The sequence below is a fragment of the Tenacibaculum sp. Bg11-29 genome, assembly GCF_002836595.1.
Classification (GTDB): Bacteria; Bacteroidota; Bacteroidia; order Flavobacteriales; family Flavobacteriaceae; genus Polaribacter.
Window position 1 is genome coordinate 2,721,856 of record NZ_PJBB01000003.1, and the last position, 21,386, is coordinate 2,743,241.

Annotated in this window: 23 protein-coding genes; 18 read left to right on the plus strand and 5 right to left on the minus strand. The window is 30.1% G+C overall.

The features are described from left to right. The first annotated feature begins 1 nt into the window (after position 1). The 14 genes from CXF68_RS12355 to CXF68_RS12420 all read left to right on the plus strand — a co-directional run bounded on the left by CXF68_RS12355 (position 2) and on the right by CXF68_RS12420 (position 12,613). On the plus strand, positions 2-388 hold the full coding sequence (locus CXF68_RS12355) for a carboxypeptidase-like regulatory domain-containing protein (protein ID WP_101045124.1): 387 nt from the start codon (positions 2-4) through the stop codon (positions 386-388). Then, positions 388-915, plus strand: a complete 528-nt coding sequence (locus CXF68_RS12360; protein ID WP_101045125.1) for a transglycosylase SLT domain-containing protein — start codon at positions 388-390, stop codon at positions 913-915. The genes CXF68_RS12355 and CXF68_RS12360 overlap by 1 nt, the downstream gene beginning before the upstream one ends. 57 nt (positions 916-972) lie before the next feature. Beyond that, positions 973-1,281, plus strand: a complete 309-nt coding sequence (locus CXF68_RS12365; RefSeq protein WP_101045126.1) for a hypothetical protein — start codon at positions 973-975, stop codon at positions 1,279-1,281. Then, positions 1,278-1,877, plus strand: coding sequence for a hypothetical protein (locus CXF68_RS12370; protein WP_101045127.1), 600 nt, complete (start codon positions 1,278-1,280; stop codon positions 1,875-1,877). The genes CXF68_RS12365 and CXF68_RS12370 overlap by 4 nt, the downstream gene beginning before the upstream one ends. Positions 1,878-1,880: 3 nt before the next feature. Next, positions 1,881-2,408, plus strand: coding sequence for a hypothetical protein (locus CXF68_RS12375; RefSeq protein WP_101045132.1), 528 nt, complete (start codon positions 1,881-1,883; stop codon positions 2,406-2,408). Then, positions 2,408-3,676: a hypothetical protein gene (locus CXF68_RS12380; protein ID WP_101045134.1), complete on the plus strand. Its 1,269-nt coding sequence runs from the start codon at positions 2,408-2,410 to the stop codon at positions 3,674-3,676. The genes CXF68_RS12375 and CXF68_RS12380 overlap by 1 nt, the downstream gene beginning before the upstream one ends. 108 nt (positions 3,677-3,784) lie before the next feature. Continuing rightward, positions 3,785-4,243 (plus strand): hypothetical protein, encoded by a 459-nt coding sequence (locus tag CXF68_RS12385; protein ID WP_101045135.1) that lies wholly within the window; start codon positions 3,785-3,787, stop codon positions 4,241-4,243. A 5-nt stretch (positions 4,244-4,248) separates the two neighbouring features. Continuing rightward, entirely contained in the window at positions 4,249-6,555 is a 2,307-nt protein-coding gene (locus tag CXF68_RS12390) for an ArdC family protein (RefSeq protein ID WP_101045137.1), read from the plus strand. A 406-nt stretch (positions 6,556-6,961) separates the two neighbouring features. After that, a complete protein-coding gene (locus tag CXF68_RS12395; protein WP_101045138.1) occupies positions 6,962-8,410 on the plus strand; it encodes a two-component regulator propeller domain-containing protein in 1,449 nt (482 codons plus the stop codon). A gap of 250 nt (positions 8,411-8,660) precedes the next feature. After that, on the plus strand, positions 8,661-9,044 hold the full coding sequence (locus CXF68_RS12400; protein ID WP_101045139.1) for a hypothetical protein: 384 nt from the start codon (positions 8,661-8,663) through the stop codon (positions 9,042-9,044). Between the two features lie 154 nt (positions 9,045-9,198). Then, the gene (locus CXF68_RS12405; RefSeq protein WP_101045140.1) at positions 9,199-10,173 is read left to right on the plus strand and encodes a hypothetical protein; all 975 of its coding nucleotides are present in this window, start codon (positions 9,199-9,201) and stop codon (positions 10,171-10,173) included. Between the two features lie 209 nt (positions 10,174-10,382). Next, entirely contained in the window at positions 10,383-10,892 is a 510-nt protein-coding gene (locus CXF68_RS12410; RefSeq protein ID WP_101045141.1) for a hypothetical protein, read from the plus strand. A gap of 253 nt (positions 10,893-11,145) precedes the next feature. Then, positions 11,146-11,733, plus strand: coding sequence for a Crp/Fnr family transcriptional regulator (locus CXF68_RS12415; protein WP_101045149.1), 588 nt, complete (start codon positions 11,146-11,148; stop codon positions 11,731-11,733). A gap of 70 nt (positions 11,734-11,803) precedes the next feature. Next, complete coding sequence (locus tag CXF68_RS12420) at positions 11,804-12,613, plus strand: alpha/beta fold hydrolase (RefSeq protein ID WP_101045150.1); 810 nt, start codon at positions 11,804-11,806, stop codon at positions 12,611-12,613. Between the two features lie 294 nt (positions 12,614-12,907). Here CXF68_RS12420 and CXF68_RS12430 read toward each other — a convergent pair whose 3' ends face one another. From CXF68_RS12430 to CXF68_RS12450, 5 genes are all read right to left on the minus strand, one after another. Next, entirely contained in the window at positions 12,908-13,492 is a 585-nt protein-coding gene (locus CXF68_RS12430) for a CopD family protein (protein ID WP_101045151.1), read from the minus strand. Positions 13,493-13,504: 12 nt separating this feature from the next. Next, a complete protein-coding gene (gene hemH / locus CXF68_RS12435) occupies positions 13,505-14,518 on the minus strand; it encodes a ferrochelatase (protein ID WP_101045152.1) in 1,014 nt (337 codons plus the stop codon). 67 nt (positions 14,519-14,585) lie between these two features. Further along, positions 14,586-15,092 (minus strand): TrmH family RNA methyltransferase, encoded by a 507-nt coding sequence (locus CXF68_RS12440; protein ID WP_101045153.1) that lies wholly within the window; start codon positions 15,090-15,092, stop codon positions 14,586-14,588. Further along, the gene (locus CXF68_RS12445; RefSeq protein ID WP_157821927.1) at positions 15,093-15,941 is read right to left on the minus strand and encodes an alpha/beta fold hydrolase; all 849 of its coding nucleotides are present in this window, start codon (positions 15,939-15,941) and stop codon (positions 15,093-15,095) included. It abuts the gene before it with no gap. A gap of 4 nt (positions 15,942-15,945) precedes the next feature. Then, positions 15,946-16,836 (minus strand): helix-turn-helix domain-containing protein, encoded by an 891-nt coding sequence (locus tag CXF68_RS12450; RefSeq protein WP_101045156.1) that lies wholly within the window; start codon positions 16,834-16,836, stop codon positions 15,946-15,948. 209 nt (positions 16,837-17,045) lie between these two features. Here CXF68_RS12450 and hemA point away from each other — a divergent pair, with 209 nt between their 5' ends. From hemA to CXF68_RS12470, 4 genes are all read left to right on the plus strand, one after another. Continuing rightward, the gene (gene hemA / locus CXF68_RS12455) at positions 17,046-18,314 is read left to right on the plus strand and encodes a glutamyl-tRNA reductase (protein WP_101045157.1); all 1,269 of its coding nucleotides are present in this window, start codon (positions 17,046-17,048) and stop codon (positions 18,312-18,314) included. Then, positions 18,298-19,884 (plus strand): hydroxymethylbilane synthase, encoded by a 1,587-nt coding sequence (hemC, locus tag CXF68_RS12460; protein ID WP_101045158.1) that lies wholly within the window; start codon positions 18,298-18,300, stop codon positions 19,882-19,884. Before hemA ends, hemC begins: the two co-directional genes overlap by 17 nt. A 112-nt stretch (positions 19,885-19,996) precedes the next feature. Further along, complete coding sequence (hemB, locus tag CXF68_RS12465) at positions 19,997-20,959, plus strand: porphobilinogen synthase (RefSeq protein WP_101045159.1); 963 nt, start codon at positions 19,997-19,999, stop codon at positions 20,957-20,959. A gap of 4 nt (positions 20,960-20,963) precedes the next feature. Continuing rightward, positions 20,964-21,365: a VOC family protein gene (locus CXF68_RS12470; protein ID WP_101045160.1), complete on the plus strand. Its 402-nt coding sequence runs from the start codon at positions 20,964-20,966 to the stop codon at positions 21,363-21,365. The last annotated feature ends 21 nt before the right edge of the window (positions 21,366-21,386 follow it).

Sequence of the window (21,386 nt, forward strand, 5' to 3'; positions counted from 1 at the left end):
AATGTTTAGAAAGCAAGGAAAAATAATAGATGAAACAGGTATGGGAATACCTGGTGTTCATGTATCCGTTGAAGGAGATCCTTTAGCGGGAACTACGACCGATATAGATGGTAATTATTCTTTATTAGTAGGAAGTGAAGCAACGCTAAACTTTTCGCATTTAGGTAAAGGAATTAAGACAATTGCAGCTTCAGCAGTACCCGAAGTATTAAAACTGGATGCCAGTTTTGATATGCTAGACGAAGTTGTTTTAGACGTACCACCACCCAAAAGTTATCTCGGATGGAAGATTTTTGGAGGTATCGCAGGGACATTGTTACTGGTTGGTTTGTTATCAAAGAATGATGAAGAAAAAAAAGAAAAGAACGTTAAAAAAGTAGTTTTATAATGGAGAAATTAATTTACCAAGATAAAGTTTCAGCTTCGTTTATATCGAAGTTAAAATTAGTAGCGGATCAATTAAATGTAAATCCTAATTGGTTAATGGCTATTATCAATTTTGAAAGTGCAGGAACATTTAGCCCATCCATTAAAAACCCTTTTGGGTATGTTGGTTTAATTCAATTCGGTAAATCAGCAGCTCAAAGAATTGGAACAACGGTAGAGGATTTAGAAAACATGACAGCAGAACAGCAACTGGACTATGTTTACTTGTATTATAAACCCTACAAAAGAAAGATTAAGAACTACATTGATTTGTACTTGGCAACTTTATTTCCAGTTGCGATCGGAAAACCTTCAAATTATGTTCTTCAGACAAGACATTTACCTGCTGAAAGAGTAGCAAAAGCAAATCCAATTTTTGATATCAATAAAGATCATAAAATTACTGTTCAAGAAATTGAAACGAAGCTTTTAAAACATATTCCTGGGGGTTGGAGAAAGGTATTTGTAAAAAAAAAGGCAACCTGCTAACCGTTTTCCTTCTCGTAGGTATTGGCTTTGGAATTTATAAAATAACACAACAAGACAATGCAAGAAATGTTTGATTTTTTAGGAATAAAAATAAGTTTATTAATAACAGGCGGTATTTCAGGAATTATAGGCGCAAGAGCAGAAGATAAGAAAGGATTTTTTAATTATCTCTTTCGTGCTTTTGGAGGTGCAATGACAACGACTTACATAACCCCAATGTTGGTGGATTCTTTTCATTTATCAGAAAACTCATCTTATGGAGTAGGTTTTTTGATTGGATTAACCTCCATGAATTTAGTGCAGGTACTTTTAAAAATATGCTCAGACGTTGAATTTATTAAAACCATGATACCTACAAAACGATGAAAAATTTTACAAAATATATTTTATTAATACTGATTGTTTTCCTACTCCTTTTTAATTTGAAAACATGTTACAAACCAGTATCAATAACCACAGAAAAAACAACGATTACCAAGGAAGTAAAACAACGAAAAGATAGTATTTCACACGATACTATTTTTAATATAAAAGAATTAGTGGTCTATGATACTATCAGAAAAACAATCGTTGAATATGTTAAGCAACCACGTAAGAAAAACGAAGTTTTAAAAGAAGTTGTAAAAAGTAAAGACACGTTTAATCTATCAAATGCAACGGTGTATTCGACAATTTTTGCAGAAGGAAAAGTTTTAAAACACGATTTAAAAGTTATTACAAACGATTCCATAATCACCAAAATTACAGAAAGAGAAGTATTTACAGAAAACACAAAAAACACCTTGTTTTTGAATGTAAGTCCATTATTGAGCTTTAATAGTTCGCTTATAGGAGCTGAAGCAACGATTGATTACACCATTAAAAACAAATTTAGAATAGGCGCAGGCGCAGGACTTTTAAATATACCAGGACTAAGCAACACCGCTTTTTATAAAATTTCAATAGGCATCCCATTAAATTAAATCATGGAAACAACAAAACTACCAAACAAAAAAGCAGCAGAAGATAGCTCTTTTCCTACAGGATTAGTTACCGCTGTAATTATTGCAATTATCGGGGTTACAAAATATAATAAGTTCGTAAAATTCATTGATTCTGTACGATTTAGAATTGTGTTAGTTCAAAATAACCAACAAGCGATTACATGTTTTATAAGTCCCTTAAGTTGTCTTAATATTCCTTATAAAATAGAAAACATTGAATTGTTTTTGGATAACCATATTTGGAAAGTTCAAGGCTGTGAATTGCATAAAAAAATAGTAGCGAGCTCCCATATTCCAATAGTATTAAAAGCAATCGCAACAAGCAATAAAACTCCAAATGCGTCAATCATGGCAGTTACCTATTCTTTTTGTGGATTTACATTTAAAAGAGGATATCAGCCTGAAGTATTGAGAAATGAAAACGAGCAAAGACCAACTTCATTTCAGCAAGTATCAAGACCAGACCCACACCAAAAACCTTGTAGCTGTAAAAATAAACATGCATCATAATGAGTAGAGTTATAAAAATAGAGAAAGTAAATAATAGTACCCTGGTAAGCATTACCGAAAAAGGAAACACCCAAACGAGTTATTCATCGATCAGGCGAAATGTAACAAAACATTTAAACGGTGTGCAAATTCAACCAGATCCAGAAGAAGCAGCCTTTAATAATTTTTACATTGATTTAGATGAATTAGAAGATTCTTTCGGGGCAAAAACACCAGAAGCGTTAATTACGGAATTCGCTGTACGAGGTTTTTTTAGTGGCGGCGAATCAACTATTGATAAAACAATTGATTTATCAGGGAGTTCTTTAAAATTTGGTACGATAAAAACAGTACCTCCTATGTCAGATATATCAGATATATACAGAGCGTTAGGCAATCCAAAAGCAAGTAATATTTTTTACCTATGTGAATTAAAGGGAAGTATACTATTTGTACATGATACCTCTAAGGGAGCCTATAATTTTGCCAAAAGAATGCAAGGAACCAATAGGCTTTCTATAAATTCTGAAAACGCTGATGCAATTGATAACTCATTAACCGATTTAAGATTAGATTTAAGTACAGCAAGGTATCGTGTTTATAACTTGGATTATTCAAATTTTGTATTGGGTACCGATTTGCTTTTAAATGAGACCTACGATTTTAATTTTTATTTAACGATATCAGGAGCTTCTTCCTCTACTGATTTAGCGTATACTCAAGCTTCTGAAAATGGTTTGGTAAATTCTAGTACAGGAGAGAGTGCAATAATCCCTTTAGCTAATGTTGATTACGCAGGGTTAATGCCGAATGATTTTATAGAGACAGGTACTTTTCAACCGTCCCTTGTTAATTTAGTAGCGGTCGCTAATGAAACTCCAGATACATTTACTTATGATGCTTATGGCATGTATTACAGGATAGGTAAGGTGCTGCATTTTGAAATAACTATCTTAAATATTAATACGCAAAGAAATGGAGCTCGATCAGGTAATTTTATAATAAAAGGCTTGCCTTATTTCATGTGGTTAGATGTAGCTAAACAACAACCTGTGTTTTCTGATATGCATATTTCTGGGTTAGATACCGATTTAAAAGATTTGTTTTACAACTTTACAGTAAGCAACAGTCATGAGCTGGTTTTGCAGGGGTATAATAGTGTAAACGATAGGAACCAAACAGTAAGAGAAGGGGTGAGTTATAGATTTACAAACGGTAAAATACAGGTAAGAGGTACTTATTTAATATCGACGATTAATAATGATGCCGTTATTAATAGACACATATAACAATAGATAATGAGCCTATTATAAATCACGTAGGATTTTTGTTTTTCTCATTATTAGGAATGCTGTTAATAAAGCTTTGGAGAAAAAAGAATTAAATACTTTAAAAAAATGAAAAAAAAACTAATCATAGGATTAATAGCAGGAGCAGGAATTTACGCAGCTGTAAAGTACCAAAAAGTAAAGGAATCATTAAATGAATTGTCTATAAAAATTAGTGGGATAAGTAATTTAAAAGCAAGTTTCACACAAATTCGATTTAATTTATCTTTTGTTATTCATAACCCAACCAATACCCATATTGGTATTAACACCTATAAACTTTTAAGTTTAAAGCAAATTAAGTTTTATAACAAAACAAACAATGCCTATTTAGGTACAGCAAACGTAAACTTCTCAAACATTCAAATACCTGCAAAACAGACGTTAGAAATTAAAGAAGTACCCACAGCTTTGCCTGTAAAAAATATCTTGTCAAACTTAGCATTGTTCAAAGGAAATATAGAAGAAAACCTCTTGATTAAATTGCAGTTTGAATCACTGGGAAAGCAATTTGAATTAATAGCTTAATATTTATGTTAGAATCACTTATTCAGCAATACAACGCATTAGATAATACCGAAGTAACTAGAGTTTTTTTAACCACTTTTTTAAAACAATTAGCCCTTGTAAAAAATACAACCAAAGAAGCTCGTTTTATGCACGGTAAAATTCAAAGCATTTTAAACGAATTTACAGACGATGCGTTTTTTATTGAGTTGTCAAAAAAAATAAAAACGATAGATGTTGCGGAATTACAAGGAATGGGAATTCCGCTGTACAACCGACCTGTAAAAGATGTTACTCAGGGATTAAATGGTAAAATTAATGCAGTAGACATTTATCAGATGATCACAGATAAGATGATTGCTTTAATAGAAGAAGCAACCGGACACGGTTATCAAAAAAAATGGCAAGAAACGATTAACGAATTTATGTACCCGGTAAACTTTGTATCTAAGAAAGCATACAGAGGCATCAATCATGCGCTTTTAACCATTTTTGGAATGCAAAGTTTTGAGAACCCTTACTTTTTAACCTTCAAACAAATTGAAAAGCTTAAAGGAAAAATTAAGAAAGGATCAAAAGGTCATGAAGTAATTTATTTTACAAAGCTGTTTGTATTTCAACAAGAATCGCCTAAATTAAAAATAGGAACTTACGATGTAAAGCGGTTTGTTTCGTACATCAACAAACATAAAAGTAAAATTAAACACTTTCAAAAAGGAGGGAGTTTAGATTCCTTTATTTATAAATCGACAGTTCCTTTATTAAGATACTACTGTGTGTTTAACGGGTCAGATATTGAAGGAATAGATTTTAAATTAGATGAGTACCGAAAAGAATTTGCCAAAACAGCTAAAGAGAAAATTACAACAGCTGAAGCAATTGTAAAAGCGTATCCAAAACCAAATCCACCGTTAAGACATGGTGGAGATAATGCGTATTACACCCCTACGAATGACTTTGTGCAAATGCCTAAGCTGAATGACTTTGATACTAAGGAAGATTACTATAGAACGTTGTTTCATGAGTTTATTCATAGTACAGGCCATAAAAAAAGATTAGATCGTTTTGTACCTGGTGTAAGTTTTGGAAATGCAGCTTATGCAAAAGAAGAATTAGTGGCAGAATTTGGGGCTATTTTTTTAAGTGCAGAAGCGGGTATTATGTGGCGTAATAATTCTAATCATGCAGAATATATAAAGAATTGGAAAAGTGCTTTAAAACACCTAAAAGAGGATAATAAATTACTCTTTAGAGCAAGTTCACAAGCGCAAAAAGCAACGGACTTTATTTTGCAACGCGATGAAAATGGCGTTCCAAAGTATTTACATGGATTATTAAAAACAGTCAAAAAGAAAGTTACAAGACAAAAAGAAGTTGTGGGAATGAACGCACCCGAAATAATTCTTGATTTACCACCAATTAAAGAAATGATTCTTAGGTTACCACCAAAGCAAGAATTACTTGTTGCAACAAGTAGCAGCAAAATTGCAACAAAACTGCAACAAGAAGAATTTAAAGAAGCAACTGTACAAGCCCCTGTAAATACAGTGCTTTCTGAAGTTGTTGCAGAAAACAAAACACCTTTGTTGCAACAAAACAACAACGTTGCAACAAAACCGCAACAAGTGTTGCATGAATCTAAAAGAGGAACAACAAAGCAACACAAAAATGTTTTGTCTACTTCAGATATTAATAATATGACTTTTGATACGTTGCCTTTTACAGGGGAGTGGGCTAATTTTATGCAAGAACCTGCAAAAACAATGAAATTAGCAATTTGGGGGAAACCTAAAAATGGTAAAACAGCAGGAGCAACAAAACTGGCAAATTACTTGACTAATTTTGGAAGTATACTTTATAATTTTGCAGACCAGGGAATAAATAAAAGTACGCAAGATTTATGGAAGTTATCAGGATTACATGAAAAAGAGAATGCTTTTCTTTCTGAAGCAAGAGAAATAAAAGACCTTGAAAAATTATGTGCTAGTGGAGATTATGATTTTGTTTTTATTGATATGATAAATACCTACATTCATAGAACAGGAATGAAACCTCATGAGTTTGAAGATCGATTTATAAAGAAATTTCCTAATATTTCATTCATTTTAATTTTTGAGGTAACCAAGTCTGGGAATTTTAAAGGAGATCAAGGATGGACGCATTTAACTGATGCATTAATTACGGTTGATAGTTTTGTGATGCATAACCAAGGACGTTATGGAGTAGGTGAGTATGTTGTATGGGAAGAAGGTTTAAGAAAAGTAAACCCTAAGAAGTACAAAGAGTATTTTGGTGAAGAAGAGGAAGAAAAAGAAATCGTTATAGATTTATAAATTCTACTACACTATTTATTTTTTTATGATAAAAAACCCACTCAGTTTTTGAGTGGGATTTTTGTTGCAACAACTTTAAATTCTGTTGCAGTTTTGTTGCAGTTTTGTTGTTGCTTGTTGCAACAGGGTGTTTAATTTTCTATAATATTTTTTAAAAGTACTGTGTTTATTGGTGTTGCAGTGTTGTAAGCGTGCTGCAACAATAATTCGTTTTTGTTGCAACAAATTAATTTATACTATAGGTTTTTATATCCTAGAACTGAAAAAGTTCTTAGAGATAATTGTGGTTAGTAAATTTTTAATTGATAAAAAATCAATTAAATTTGTAAAAAAGTATAATGAAAATATATGTACTAGTACATATATCCCATTGTTGGCAGTAATCTAAAAAAAAAACGAAAACCGAATGAAAAACTTACTTGTAATTACAATTCTACTAATTACAACAAATTTATACTCTCAAAATATCTTTATTGAAAAATATGATGATTGTCATATTGGAAAATTTTGCCTTGATTGTGGAAGTCCGAAAGCCAAATTTGCAAATGATATTGATAGTTACTTCAAAAAAGAGTTGACTGATTTTTCAAAGAAACTAAAAGGTAATATTTATGTTCAAATACTTGTAGACAGTATAGGAAATCAATGTGTAAAAAGCATACAAAGAGATGTAAATATAAGCACGGAAAACCTAAAGATTAGAGAAACAATTAATTCAATGCCTATTTGGCTTCCGTCAATTGACAAGAATAACAATGCAACAAATGCAACTGTATTCTTAAATTTTGAATTCAGAAAAGGAAAAGTAACTACAAAGTATCAAGATTTTTTTGATAACTCTTTTATGAAAAAAATCAAATCCGAGAAAACAGAATTAGAAATAACCAATTCCTTTAAAGGTTATAAAAATGACTTAACAGACAGTAATTTCAATATTTACAATAGTAAAAACTCAAAAATCAGACACAATTATTCCAGAGCAGTAACTATCGATAAAGAAGGAATTTTATGGTTAGGTACCGATAACGGACTTATTAAAATACAGGATAACAAAATGGAACTTTACAATTCAAAAAATTCTGCATTGAAAGCCACAAAATATAATAAAAATTTAACATCTACTATTAGACACGCAATGGTTGACAGTTTAAATAACAAGTGGTTTAGCGCAGGCTATAACACATATCTATTTGATAATCAAAACTGGACGGTCTTTGACTCGATAAATTCTCCCTTAGGTTGGATTAGAGGATTCCATGCTGATAATAAGAACAACGTTTGGGCTGCATCTGGAAAAGGTTTAGCAAAATATAAAAACAAAACTTGGACTGTTCTAAACAAAGAAAAAAGTAACCTACCGAGTAATCGAATTAGCGGAGTGTTTGTAGATAGTAAAGAAAGAATATGGGTTGGTACGTATGATGGAAATGCAATGATTGAAAATGGAGAAACCACTCAATTCAATAATTCAGGAACTCCACTTGACAATAATTCAATATTGAATGGATTTGAAGACAAAAAAGGAAACTTATGGTTTTCACTTCATAGCGAAGGAGATAAATATTCTGGTTTGGCAAAATTAACTACTGAAAATGAATGGAGTATTTTAAACATAAATAATTCAAAAATACCTTCAAATTCAATTTCTGACTTCGTGGTTGACGAAAAACGAAACATAATTTGGGTAGGTGTTTGGAAGGTTGGACTTGCCAAATATGATGGTAAAGATTGGTTTTTATATACTATTGAAAATTCAAAAATCCCAAGTGTTTATCTTTCCGATTTACAACTTGACAAAAATGGAGATTTATGGATTGGAACATATTCGGGACTTGTGAAAGTGAATGTAGAATGAAAAGACTACTGCTAACAATGGCTATAATTAATACGGGTTTTGGTGCTTAACCCAAAGTTTAGTCGCTTAAACCAAGTCCGCCAAATTTTTTTGATTTGGCTTTATAAAGAAAAAGATAAAACAAAATAAAAAGTTTTAGCTAAGTGCTTAATCGGAAATTAATTGTTTTTTAATCCCGTACTAACCATAGCCCGAAACGTTGGGTGTCATTAAAAACCGAACATAAAAGAAAAATCGAAAAATAAATAATATGAAAAAACTTGTACTTATAACATTCTTAATCATTTCTTCATTTCAAACAATTAACTCTCAAGAAAAAAATGAGGAAGCTTTAATTTCATCTGGAAAATGGCATATTGAATATATGGAAATGGGTGGAAAAAAAATGGATTTACCTTCAGAAATGCAAAAAATGAATTGGGTAATGTTTCATAAAGGTGGAAAACAAGAAGGAATGGAAAACGGTCAGAAATATGTTGGGAAATGGGAATTTGACAAAAAAAGGAGAATAATAAAAACAAATGATTTAGACGGAATAGCTGAACAAAAATTAATTTCTGTTACAAAAAACAAATTAATTGTTTCAATAAAAGAGCAAGGTTCTGAAATGATAATGGCAATGAAAAAGCAATAACGCCACCCAATACCATATATAATTTATTGCTGGCTTCTTGCCTACTTGCGAAAGTCCTCACGGACTTTCTTGGGCGGTAATTATTTACTGAATTAGTTGCTTTAAACACGCAACAAACCATATATAGCAACGTTAGCTATAATTCAAAAAAAAAATGAAAAAAAAACTATTCCTAATAATAACTTTAATTGCTTTACCTAATTTAATAATTGGACAAAAAAGCTCTGAGGAATTAAATCAATACAAACAATTCTTACCATATGTAATAAAAGATATTCAAGAAAATAAAACACAAAAAAAATCTCCTCATATAGAAAGCAAAATAGGTAAAAAGTTTAATAAGCCCTGGGATGTAGAAAAATTAGATAAAGAGACTATTAAAAAGACTATTAATACATTAATTGACAATCATACTTTACATGTTGAACAAGATTATAGAAAAAAATGGAATCTTGATTTTCACTCTACTTTAAATTTAAATAGTGCCATAGAAGAGACTTCCAATACTGATAACCTTCTATCAAATATAATTGTGTCAATTTCAAATATTGAATTATTAGATAGAAACAGAATACCTGTTATAGAAACAGAAGAAAGAAAAGTAAAAATAAATCAAGACACCGAGTTATCGTTTCATAGTGCTGGTATAAATATCGAATTTCCTCTCCAAAAAAAATATGATACCATAAATGGAACGATAAGTTTAACATTGGTCGAATACCAAAAAATCTCTTATAAAGAGTTTAGAGAAAATGATAAAAACAAATCTTTTAATTTAGGTGATTTTAAAGGATTAAAGCTTTTAAAAATACAGCAAGACAAGGCTTACGTTTATTTACCGAAATTAGATGAAAACATAAAAATCTCTGGAACAAGTAAAACAGGTGAAGAATACATTGGTGGAAATTTTAATATAAATATACCTAAAAGTGTTTATGACTATGCTATTGGAGATAATATTACTGAAAAATTAACAAAATCATTAATAGATAATTTGACTATAAAAGATTTCAAAGAGGAGCCACAAATATTGATATATAAAACAAGTGGAATCATTGAAAATTTATTTATATACCTCAAATCAAGCCCTAAGAATTTGACTTCAAAAACACTAAATATAAAACTATAGCTAACAAAATCTATAATTAATAAGGGGTTTTGTGCTTAAAATTAAGTTTAGTACTTTTTAATAAAGCCCGCCAAATCTTTTGATTTGGCTTTATAAAGAAAAAAATAAAATAAAATAAAAAGTTTTGGCTAAGTGCTAGATCGAAAGTTCACTACTTTTAATTCCCGTACTAACCATACGAGCCTAAACGTTAACACAAATAAAGAAAAATGGAAAAAGTAAATTGCCCAGCTTGTAAATCTGAACAGACTGAAAATATTGAATTTTGTAAAAATTGTGAGTTTCCTTTCAAGGGAACAGAAAAAGAAAGAGCCATTCATATTGGGAAATTTATAAATAAAAAAGGGGTCTTATTTGATTCTGGTGACTCAATAGAAAGGAGTCAACAAATCCTATATGGAATTGCAGGAATTAATCTTCTTTTTATGATTATTGGTTTTTTTTCAATTGGTAGTGATTATATTACCATAATTATCAATTTAACAATCACATCAATAATAGCTTTTTGTGGGTATAAGATTATGGAAAACCCTATACGCTATACAATAATACCTTTAATTTTATTATTGACTGTTTATACTTTTAACCTCATATTTGACCCAACCTTTTTTACTAGAGGAATTATGGTCAAATTAATGATTATTGGAAGTCTTATTTATAGCATATATTTAATTAAAAGCGCTGAAAAATTTAAGGCTAAATATAATGTCGAGAAATAAATACTTGTGTTAACAAACAATAGCTATAGTTTTTTAAACATAAAATAAAAGTAAATTTGTTTTACGATTTTTATGTGCTAGAAACTTATTATGGTCTTAAACTAGGTGAAAAGAAGTTTGTAGTTTCACTTATACTTCACTTTTAATTTTATGTATTGCTTAATTAGTTGATTAAAAGTTGTTTATTCTGTTTTATTGAATCCCTTTTGAGCAAAGTATAAAAAGTTAATATAATAGTGTAAATTTGAGGTATATGAGTTCAGAGCTATTTAATCAAATATCAAAGATAATTTCTATTACAGAAAAGGAATTATCTGTATTAAAAGATACTTTTAAAAAAAAAACACTTAAAATTTCTGAAATATTAAATTTAAAAGGAAGTGTTTGTAATTTTGAAGCGTATGTTCAAAAAGGAGTACTACGAAGTTTCTATACCATTGAGAACGGAACAGAACGTATTATTCAATTTTTTGAAGAAGGGCAATGGGTGGGAGATTTAGAAAGTTTTTTATCTTCTAGTCCATCTAAATTTACGATTCAAGCTTTAGAAAATTGTGAGTTAATTCTTTTTTCAAAAGAAACGATTAATACTTTATCTACTCAAATTTGTAATTGGGGAAAACTTAGAGAGTTTTTTTATGAAAAAATACTTATTGAAAAAGATAAACACACCCAGGCTTTATTAACAAATACACCTGAGCAATGGTATACTGATTTGTTGAAAAATAGACCTAAATTACTGAATAGAATTCCGCAATATCACATCGCTCAGTATATTGGTGTTCAGCCAGAGAGTTTAAGCCGTATTCGAAAAAGAATTACTAAAATTAACTTTTCTTAACCGAGGTCAATGAATTTCTAAGCGTATTTTTTTTTCTTTGTTTCATTAATTATTTAATCAATATAGAAATATGAATACAAAGAAGTTTTTTAGACTAATAGAACGTGTTTCGCCTAAAGTAACAGCAAAAATAGCATTTCATTTTATCTCAAATCCAAGAGTTAAGAAATTTAGGTCTTTTGAAAAATCTATTATTGAGCAATCTAAAAGGAGTAGTATAGTGTTCAAGAAGTTTGATATTGCTATGTACGAATGGGGTAAAGGAGAAAAAACAGCATTACTTGTTCATGGATGGGAAGGAAGAGCTTCTAATTTTGGCGCGATAATTCCGGTTTTAGTTAAAAAAGGATATAGAGTTATTAGTTTTGATGCTCCAAGTCATGGAAATAGTACCAAAAGAAAAACAAATTTTTTTGATATCCCTGAATTAATAGAAGTTCTTTTAAAGAGAGAAACCTATAATCTTGTTGTAACACATTCAATAGGAAGTGTGTTGGCTTTAATGGCAATGAGTTCTTTGAAATATAAAGGAGATACATTGATACAATGCACAACTCCAGATAAATTTGTAGATTATATTCAAGAAACAATACGGTATTTCGGGTTGACAGATAAAACAAAAAATGCTTTTATTAAGTTAATAAGAAAGACGACCAATTATGAACCTCTAGATATGGAGGCGAGTCTTTTTGTGAAAAATATTTCATTTGACAATGCTTTTTTTATTCATGATAAAAAAGATAGGGTTGTTAAGATAGAAAACTCAAAGCAGGTTTGTAGTCAAATGAAAAATGCAATGTTTATTGAGTTAGAGAAAACCGGTCATTTTAAAATGCTTTGGTCTGATAAGCTTTTAGCTATTATAGAAGAAAAAGTTTAGAAGATGTTTTTAGTACACTTTTTGAAAACTAAAAAGATTGGATTTTAGTGGCTTTACAAGTAAGGAAGAGAATTTCTTATTGTATTGTTTTTTTGCTAAATAAGAAGATATTGTTAAGTTTATAAGTAGGTTGAAAAATGTAATATAACAACTTCAACTATTTATTGCTTGTGGAGTTTCTGTTGGTGATGAATTAGAGTATGCCGATGAAGTTATCTTAGGTAGAAATATGTGAGTATATTTGTTTTTTATCAGCCATTAAAAGCGAAGTTTTAAAACTTCGCTTTTTTAACTTTATAATTCCTCATCCTCTTCAATTAATTCTTTTTCAAACTTATCCCAAGATTTTTTTGCTCTTACTTTTTTGTAAAAGCGAATACCTATCATTAGTAAAACGCCAAAGAGGATAATACCTACAACACCCCAAATCCAATTAATTGCATTTTTTAAAACTACTAAAAATACTACAGCGAATAAAATTACTGTGGGAGCTTCGTTAAATATTCTAAGTTTTGTAGGAGAATATTTAATTTCATCACGCTGCAATTCTTTATATATTTTATGACAAAACCCATGGTAAAAATATAAAGCTAAAACAAATGCTAATTTAACATGCATCCAAGGCATTTCTAAATAAATAGGGTTTTTCCAAAGTAACCAAAAAGCAAAGAAGCTTGCTAAAAATAATGAAGGCCAAGTAATAATATACCACAAGCGTTTTGACATTAATTTATATTGAGTTTGTAAAATTGATTTAGCAGGTTCTTCTTTTGATTCAGCTTCTACATGATAAATAAATAACCTACCTATGTAAAACAAACCAGCAAACCAAGTAACTACAAAAATAATATGTAATGCTTTTATGTATAAAAAATCCATAATTGATTTATTTTAAAATTCGTTAATCCATCCAGCTAAAACATCTACCCATTCTTCATTATCATTAATACAAGGTACTGTGTAAAATTCTTCACCACCAGCTTCTAAAAACTCATGTTTTCCTTCCATAGCTATTTCTTCTAAAGTTTCTAAACAGTCAGAAACAAAAGCTGGGGTAACGATAGCTAATTTTTTAACTCCATCTTTCTCAGCTTTATTTACAATGGTTCTGTCAGTATATGGTTGTAGCCAAGGATCAACTCCTAAGCGAGACTGAAAAGATGTTGATACCGTAGTTTCATTCAAACCTAATTCAGAAATTACATTTTTTGTGGTTTGAAGACATTGGTGACGGTAACAAAACTCATGTGCTTTTGAAGGAGTATTGCAACAACTACCATCAATTTTACAATGACTCTTTGTAATGTCAGATTTACCAATGTGTCGCTCTGGAACTCCGTGGTATGAGAATAAGATATGATCATAATCTTTATCAGTTAAATAATCTTTAATGCTATTTGATAGGGCTTTAATGTATTCAGGTTTCTTGTAAAAAGCAGGAACATCTGTAATCTTCATTTCAGGAAAATAGGCAGCACGTATTTCTTCAGCTAAAACCACAATTGTTTCAGTAGTTGCCATAGCAAATTGAGGATATAAAGGGATTAACATAACTTCAGTAACTCCTTTATTATGTAATTCTTGTAATCCTTTTTTGATGGTCATTGTACCATAACGCATTGCTAGTGCAACAGGAAGTTCTGTTTTTTGTTGAACCTTATTTTGTAGGCGTTCAGATAAAACAATTAAAGGAGAGCCTTCTTTCCACCAAATCTTTTTATAAGCTGCTGCAGATTTTTTAGGGCGTGTATTTAATATGATTCCTTTTACTAAAAAAGCTCGAAACCAATATGGAACATCAATTACACGTTCGTCCATTAAAAATTCGCCTAAATATTTTTTTACATCCTTTGGAGATGTACTTTCTGGTGATCCTAAGTTTACTAATAAAGCTCCTTTCATTATTTTATTTATCTATTACGAATAAAGTAAAGTAATTTGATTTTAAAATTATTTTACAATCTTTATAATGCTATTTTTTATTTAATTGATTTGTTGTTTCATATAGGGCAATACTTAAACTATGTATTACATTCATTGATGAATTACGTCCATACATAGGTATAGCAATTGTAGCGTCTGCAAGGTTTATGTTCTCAATCCCGTTTCTTTCACTTCCCAAAAGTAAAACTATTTTTTCTTTTGTCGTAAAATCAAAATCTTGAATTCTTATACTCTCATCAGCAATTTCAATACCTATAATAGTATTCCCTTCTTCTTTTAATTTATTGATTAGTAAATCAAAATCAGTATATATTTCATGTTCAATTTGAGTATCCGTATTTCGAGCGGTACGTTTTACATTTCTATTCTCGATAGATGGAGAATTTTCGTGTAAAAATATCTTTTCAACACCAAAACTCTCAGAAATACGGAAACACATTCCAATATTTTCAGGAGTCCTAATGGCGTCACAAACAATCGTTATAGGGAATTTTTGTTGCTTGTTTTCGATATCGTAATGTGTAAGTTGTTTCATTTATTTTTGTAAATCAGTTAAGAATTCTTGCCAAATTGAATCTTTAAAATGTGTTCTAAAAAATCCAAAATGCCCTATTTTTTTTACATTATAATTACTTGGAATTAGATGTTTGCGTGTAATATTTGCATTGTTAAATTTATAAACCATCCAGTCTACTGCTTTTTCAGGTGCAAATTTATCATTAGTACAACTATAGCCAACTAAATTTGAATAAATTTGGTGGTGATATAGTTCGTTATTTGTTTTTAAATTGAAATAATATTCTTTTTGTTGAGACCATTTACTAAATTCACGAGCTACATCTTTTGGTAAATTTTCCATTTTAATAAAATGTTTACTTGGGAAATATTTAAAAAAAGTTGTAAAAAAGGGAAAGATAATAAACCAATTAAAAAATATTCTTATTTTATTAAGGCCATTCCAAAAAGAATAATGATTCGTTTGTGAAGCTACTAATATTATGTTGTTTAAAGTTTTACTTGAGGGAGTTAAGCCTAATAATTGACCACCTAGACTATGTGCTATACAATTAATTTTTTTTAAAGGATATTGTTTTTTTATATACGAAAGAACAGTTTCGATATCATTGGTAGCCCAATTAGAAAGAGTGATGTTGAATTGAGTAAGTGGTTTCTTTTTTGATCGACCAATACCACTATAGTCAAAGGTAAAAACAGTGTGGTTTTTTGATTGTAAAAATTGTGAAAACTTAGCATAATATTTTTGTAATACACCTGTAGCAGATAAAATAATAACAATATCGTTACTATTAATTGAAGGAAACTCGGTAACAGAAACCTTATGTCCTAGTGGGGTATTTAAATCAAAAATCCTAGCCTTAATCAAAATTTTAACTCTCTTTTTGTAAGTTCATTACGTATTGCTTTGGTGTTGTGCCAAATTTCTTTTTAAATGCAGCTATAAAATGACTGGAAGTACTGTAGCCAACTTGTAAGCCAACTTCATTTACATTAAACTGATTGCTTTCTAAAAGTTTACGAGCATGTTCCATCTTATAATCAAAAAGAAAACTATAAACAGTGTCACCGTATATTTGTTTAAATACTTCTTTTAATTTTTTTAAATTTAAACCAACTTCATTTGCTAATTCTTGTAGGGTTGGAGGTTCGCTCATTTTAGAGATAATAATATCTTTAGCTTGCCTAATTTTTAAAACTTCACGATCATCAACTAAAAACGGACAGTATTCATTTTCTGTATTTTCACCAGTATCGAAATGAAGACTTAAAAGTTCGTATGTTTTTCCTTTAATATAAAGGTCTTTCATACTGCTATGGTTCTTTGCTGTTAAAATTTGATGAAGAACCATTAGTGCGTTAGACTTAATTTCGGTATTGTCGTAATATTTTTTGTTTTTATTGTCTTCGCTTAGAAAAGGAATATAGCTGGCTTCTTTTGAAAATAAAGCATGAAATTTTTCGATTGATATTATAATCGAAACTAAAGATGTTTTAGGTAGAATTTCTAAATTTATTGGTAAGTTTTGTTGGGGGTTGTATAGAAAGATAGAATGTTTATCTAATACATTAAAAGTATAACTGTTATTGTTAAAATGAAATTTACAATTACCTTTTATACAGTAATGTAACTGTATATAAGAGTTGTCAATATCTCTTTTATATAGTTCTGTTTCGTTTGAATTATTTTGGAATTTTAATACAAAAAAACCTTTTTCTAATACTATTTCTCTAAATGAACTTTCTGCGATGTTTTTTGACATGATTGAAAATGTATTTAAAAATAATTTATTTAGAACGAGTCTAAATTGAGATGTCTCTAATAGTTGATTTCATTGCAAAAATACACTTTATCTGCGTTTTAGAGATGTTTTTATGCTAAAAAACTGATAGCGACATTAAAAGTTCTTTCAGCGACATTTTTATTTATTTAATCTTTATATTTTTGAACCACCTTATTGAATAAGACTGAATGACAGCAGATATACATAATAAGAATTTATATAACATAGGTGTTAGTTACAAAAAAGCTGACGCAACTATTAGAGGGAAGTTTAGTATTTCTAAAGAAAACCAAGTTGAACTTTTAAAAGAAGCTAAACAAAATGGGATGGATGGTATCTTTGTATTATCTACTTGCAATAGAACTGAAATTACTGGTTTTGCAGAGCATCCTTTTCAATTAATTAGTTTGTTATGTAAGTATTCAAACGGAGCAGTTGAAGAATTTGCAGAAGTATCTAATGTTTATAAGAATAATGAAGCTATAAACCATTTGTTTAGAATGGGTACAGGTTTAGATAGCCAAATATTAGGAGATTACGAAATTGTTGGTCAATTGCGTCAAGCATTTAAATTAGCAAAAGAAGTAGGTACTACCAATGCATATTTTGAGCGCTTGTTAAATCATGTGATGCAAGCTAGTAAACGCGTAAAGAATGAAACTAAGTTAAGCTCAGGAACAACATCAGTTTCTTACGCAGCAGTTCAATATATTATTAAAAATTCACCATGTTATAATTCGAAAAATATTTTAGTTTTTGGATTAGGTAAAATGGGAAAGCATACTTGTAAAAACTTAGCAGAGTATACTCAAAATAAATCGGTAAGTTTAATTAATAGAACAGAGCAGAAAGCAAAAGAGTTTGTTAAAGAACACCCTTCTATTAAAAAAGCTAAGTTTGAAAACTTAAATAAAGAAATTGCAAATACAGATGTATTAATCGTTTCTACAGGAGCTTCTGAAGCTACTATTACAAGAGATCATATTTTAACAAACAATGAGTTGTTGATTTTAGATTTATCAATGCCTGCAAATGTTTCAAAAGAAGTAGCAAATTTAGCAAATGTTACTTTGATAAATGTAGATGAATTATCGAAGATTACAGATGAAACATTAGCAATTCGTCAACAAGAAATACCAACAGCCGAATTAATTATAGAAACTCATAAAACTGAATTTAGTGAGTGGTTAAATCATAGAAAATTTACTCCAGCTATTACAGCATTAAAAGAATCGTTAAAAACAATTCAACAAGACGAAATAGCTTTTCATAAGAAAAAAATAAAAGATTTTGATGAATCTCAAGCAGAAGTAATCACATCAAGATTCATCCAGAAAATAACCACCCAATTTGTAAAACACTTAAAAGCTGAAGAAACTTCTGTAAGTAATAGTATAGAAGTAATGGCAAAAGTGTTTGGTGCAAATTTAGAAACTATCCATGCAGAAGACAATTAGAATAGGTACACGTGATAGCCAATTGGCTATGTGGCAAGCAAACAAAGTTCGTAAAGAATTAGAAGCGTTAGAGTATAAATGTGAAATAGTTCCAATTAAATCTACAGGAGACCTTATTTTAGATAAGCCTTTATATGAGTTAGGAATTACAGGGATTTTTACTAAAAATTTAGATATCGCGATGTTAAATGGCGATATTGATATTGCAGTACATTCTTTAAAAGATGTTCCAACAGTTTTACCAGAAGGAATCATTCAAGGAGCCGTTTTAAAACGAGCAAATTATAATGATATCTTAGTATTAAAAGATAACGAAGAATTTTTCGGACAGCCAAACGGTGTTATAGCGACGGGTAGTTTGCGTAGAAAAGCACAATGGTTAAATCGTTATCCAACACATGAGGTTGTTGGTGTACGAGGAAACGTAAATACGAGATTAGAAAAATTAGAAAATAACGATTGGGATGGTGCTATTTTTGCAGCAGCAGGGTTAGAAAGATTAGGTAAGCGTCCTGAAGGTGCAATTAACCTTTCTTGGATGATACCTGCACCAGCTCAAGGTGCTATTATGATTACAGTTTTAAAGGAAGATGAATTTTCTACAGATGCATGTGAACAATTAAATCATTACGAAACACAAGTTTGTGTAGGTATTGAGCGTGAGTTTTTAAATTTATTAGAAGGCGGATGTACAGCACCAATAGGAGCTTTAGCATACATTGATCCTAAAACAGAAGAAATAAACTTTAAAGGTTTATTATTAAGTAAAGATGGTAAAAAGAAAATAACAGTAACAAAAAACGAAAAAGTAGGTCGTCACCGTCTTTTGGCTAAAGATTGTGCTGATTATGTAATAAATAGGGGAGGTAAAGAATTAATGTTAGATGATGTAGAAGAACAAAAAGAGTTTTCTATTTATTCTACTAAAAAATTATCTGAGCTTCAAAAGAAATTATTACCAAAATCGGTAGGTGTAGCCGATAGTGATTTTATCAAAATTCGTTTTAATAGAATTGCTCCTAAAGTAATTAAAAACGAAATTGAAAACGTAATTATTACAAGTAAAAATGGCGTAGAAGCAATTGCTAATTCTTTTACTTCTGATGAATTAAAATTTAAGAATATTTATTGCGTTGGTCGTAGAACCAAAAAGTTAATAGAGCAAAAAATAGGTGCGGTAGTAAAATCTGAAAGAAACGCAGAGAAATTATCAAAGTATCTCTCTAAAGAGATCAAAGGAAAAGAAGTAACTTACTTCTGTAGTGATTTACGTTTAGATACTTTGCCAAATGCTTTAAAAGTAAATGATATTACAGTAAATGAAGTAGAAGCGTATAAAACATTGTATAGCCCTTCTAAAGTAGCTGATACTGTAAATGGAGTATTGTTTTACAGTCCATCAACTGTAGAAAGTTATATGCAAGAAAATAAAGCTGATAAAGTAGCATTTTGTATAGGCGAGAGTACTGCAAAAGAAGCAAGAAAACATTTTGAAGATGTACAAGTAGCTAATTTACCAACAGTAGAAAGTATTATTGAATTAGTGAATTTACATTTTGTAAAAGAGTAAGGTCACTTTCCTCCTGGTAATGACGTATATAAAAATATTGTCACTTCGAGCGCAGTCGAGAGGTTTCAATGAAATTATCTCGACTGCGCTCGATTAGACAAAAAAATAAGTAATGTTCAGAACAAGAAGACTTAGAAAAACAGAAGGAATTCGTAGATTAGTAAGAGAAACTAAACTATCTGTAGATGATTTTGTATATCCTTTATTTATTGAAGAAGGGGAAAATATAAAAACAGAAATTTCTTCAATGCCTGGGATTTTTAGATATTCCTTGGATTTAATTTCAGAGGAATTAGAAGAATTAGTTTCTTTAAATATTCCAGCGGTAATGTTGTTTGGTGTTCCTTTAAAAAAAGATGCTATTGGAACAGAAACTTGGAATGATAATGGAATTATGCAGCAAGCAATCCGATTCATTAAAAAAAAATACCCGAGTTTATATGTAATTACAGATGTTTGTTTTTGTGAATACACTTCACATGGTCATTGTGGTGTAATTCACGATAACGATGTAGATAACGATGCAACAATTGTAAATCTAGCAAAGCAAGCAGTCTCTCATGCAAAAGCAGGAGTAGATATGTTAGCTCCTTCAGGTATGATGGACGGAATCGTAGCAATGCTAAGGGAGTCTTTAGATAATACAGGTTTTGTTGACTTACCAATTATGGCATATTCAGTTAAATATGCATCAGCATTTTACGGACCTTTTAGAGAAGCTGTAGATTCTTCTCCAAGTTTTGGAGATAGAAGAACATATCAAATGGATGCAGCTAATAGAGATGAAGCAATAAGGAGAGCAACTTTTGATGATCAGGAAGGAGCTGATGTTTTAATTGTAAAACCTGCATTGTCATATTTAGATATTATAAGAGATTTAAAAAATAATTTTGATAAACCAATTGCATGTTATAATGTGAGTGGTGAATATTCAATGGTTAAAGCAGGGTCAGAAAAAGGTTGGATTGATGGTGAAAAAATAATGATGGAAAGTTTACTATCTATGAAAAGAGCAGGAGCAGATATTATTATTACCTATTTTGCAAAAGAAGCAGCAAGAGTTTTAAATAGGTAAAAAAATGAGGCAATCAATAGTGCATATTGCTTTGGTAGTTGATGATTATGATGAAGCAATTCAATTTTATACTAAAAAATTAAATTTTGAATTGATAGAAGATACGTACCAATCAGCTGAAAATAAGCGATGGGTTGTTGTTGCCCCTCCAAATTCAAAAGGAACAACAATATTATTAGCAAAAGCATCTAAAGAAGAGCAGAAAAAATTTATAGGAAATCAAACAGGAGGTAGAGTTTTTTTGTTTTTAAGTACGGATGATTTTTGGAGAGATTATAACCAAATGGTTTCTAATGAAATTGAATTTGTTAGAGCTCCTAAAGAAGCAGACTATGGTACCGTTGCGGTATTTAAAGATTTATATGGTAACCTTTGGGATTTGTTAGAGTTAAATCAAAACACTTAGGTCACTAAAAGTAATTAGTTA

What these genes read in the sequence shown, in the direction of transcription:
- CXF68_RS12355 (WP_101045124.1), top strand. Translation starts at nt 2, where the DNA reads ATGTTTAGAAAGCAAGGAAAAATAATAGATGAAACAGGTATGGGAATA.
- CXF68_RS12360 (WP_101045125.1), top strand. Translation starts at nt 388, where the DNA reads ATGGAGAAATTAATTTACCAAGATAAAGTTTCAGCTTCGTTTATATCG.
- CXF68_RS12365 (WP_101045126.1), top strand. Translation starts at nt 973, where the DNA reads ATGCAAGAAATGTTTGATTTTTTAGGAATAAAAATAAGTTTATTAATA.
- CXF68_RS12370 (WP_101045127.1), top strand. Translation starts at nt 1,278, where the DNA reads ATGAAAAATTTTACAAAATATATTTTATTAATACTGATTGTTTTCCTA.
- CXF68_RS12375 (WP_101045132.1), top strand. Translation starts at nt 1,881, where the DNA reads ATGGAAACAACAAAACTACCAAACAAAAAAGCAGCAGAAGATAGCTCT.
- CXF68_RS12380 (WP_101045134.1), top strand. Translation starts at nt 2,408, where the DNA reads ATGAGTAGAGTTATAAAAATAGAGAAAGTAAATAATAGTACCCTGGTA.
- CXF68_RS12385 (WP_101045135.1), top strand. Translation starts at nt 3,785, where the DNA reads ATGAAAAAAAAACTAATCATAGGATTAATAGCAGGAGCAGGAATTTAC.
- CXF68_RS12390 (WP_101045137.1), top strand. Translation starts at nt 4,249, where the DNA reads ATGTTAGAATCACTTATTCAGCAATACAACGCATTAGATAATACCGAA.
- CXF68_RS12395 (WP_101045138.1), top strand. Translation starts at nt 6,962, where the DNA reads ATGAAAAACTTACTTGTAATTACAATTCTACTAATTACAACAAATTTA.
- CXF68_RS12400 (WP_101045139.1), top strand. Translation starts at nt 8,661, where the DNA reads ATGAAAAAACTTGTACTTATAACATTCTTAATCATTTCTTCATTTCAA.
- CXF68_RS12405 (WP_101045140.1), top strand. Translation starts at nt 9,199, where the DNA reads ATGAAAAAAAAACTATTCCTAATAATAACTTTAATTGCTTTACCTAAT.
- CXF68_RS12410 (WP_101045141.1), top strand. Translation starts at nt 10,383, where the DNA reads ATGGAAAAAGTAAATTGCCCAGCTTGTAAATCTGAACAGACTGAAAAT.
- CXF68_RS12415 (WP_101045149.1), top strand. Translation starts at nt 11,146, where the DNA reads ATGAGTTCAGAGCTATTTAATCAAATATCAAAGATAATTTCTATTACA.
- CXF68_RS12420 (WP_101045150.1), top strand. Translation starts at nt 11,804, where the DNA reads ATGAATACAAAGAAGTTTTTTAGACTAATAGAACGTGTTTCGCCTAAA.
- CXF68_RS12430 (WP_101045151.1), bottom strand. Translation starts at nt 13,492, where the DNA reads ATGGATTTTTTATACATAAAAGCATTACATATTATTTTTGTAGTTACT.
- CXF68_RS12440 (WP_101045153.1), bottom strand. Translation starts at nt 15,092, where the DNA reads ATGAAACAACTTACACATTACGATATCGAAAACAAGCAACAAAAATTC.
- CXF68_RS12450 (WP_101045156.1), bottom strand. Translation starts at nt 16,836, where the DNA reads ATGTCAAAAAACATCGCAGAAAGTTCATTTAGAGAAATAGTATTAGAA.
- hemA (WP_101045157.1), top strand. Translation starts at nt 17,046, where the DNA reads ATGACAGCAGATATACATAATAAGAATTTATATAACATAGGTGTTAGT.
- hemC (WP_101045158.1), top strand. Translation starts at nt 18,298, where the DNA reads ATGCAGAAGACAATTAGAATAGGTACACGTGATAGCCAATTGGCTATG.
- hemB (WP_101045159.1), top strand. Translation starts at nt 19,997, where the DNA reads ATGTTCAGAACAAGAAGACTTAGAAAAACAGAAGGAATTCGTAGATTA.
- CXF68_RS12470 (WP_101045160.1), top strand. Translation starts at nt 20,964, where the DNA reads ATGAGGCAATCAATAGTGCATATTGCTTTGGTAGTTGATGATTATGAT.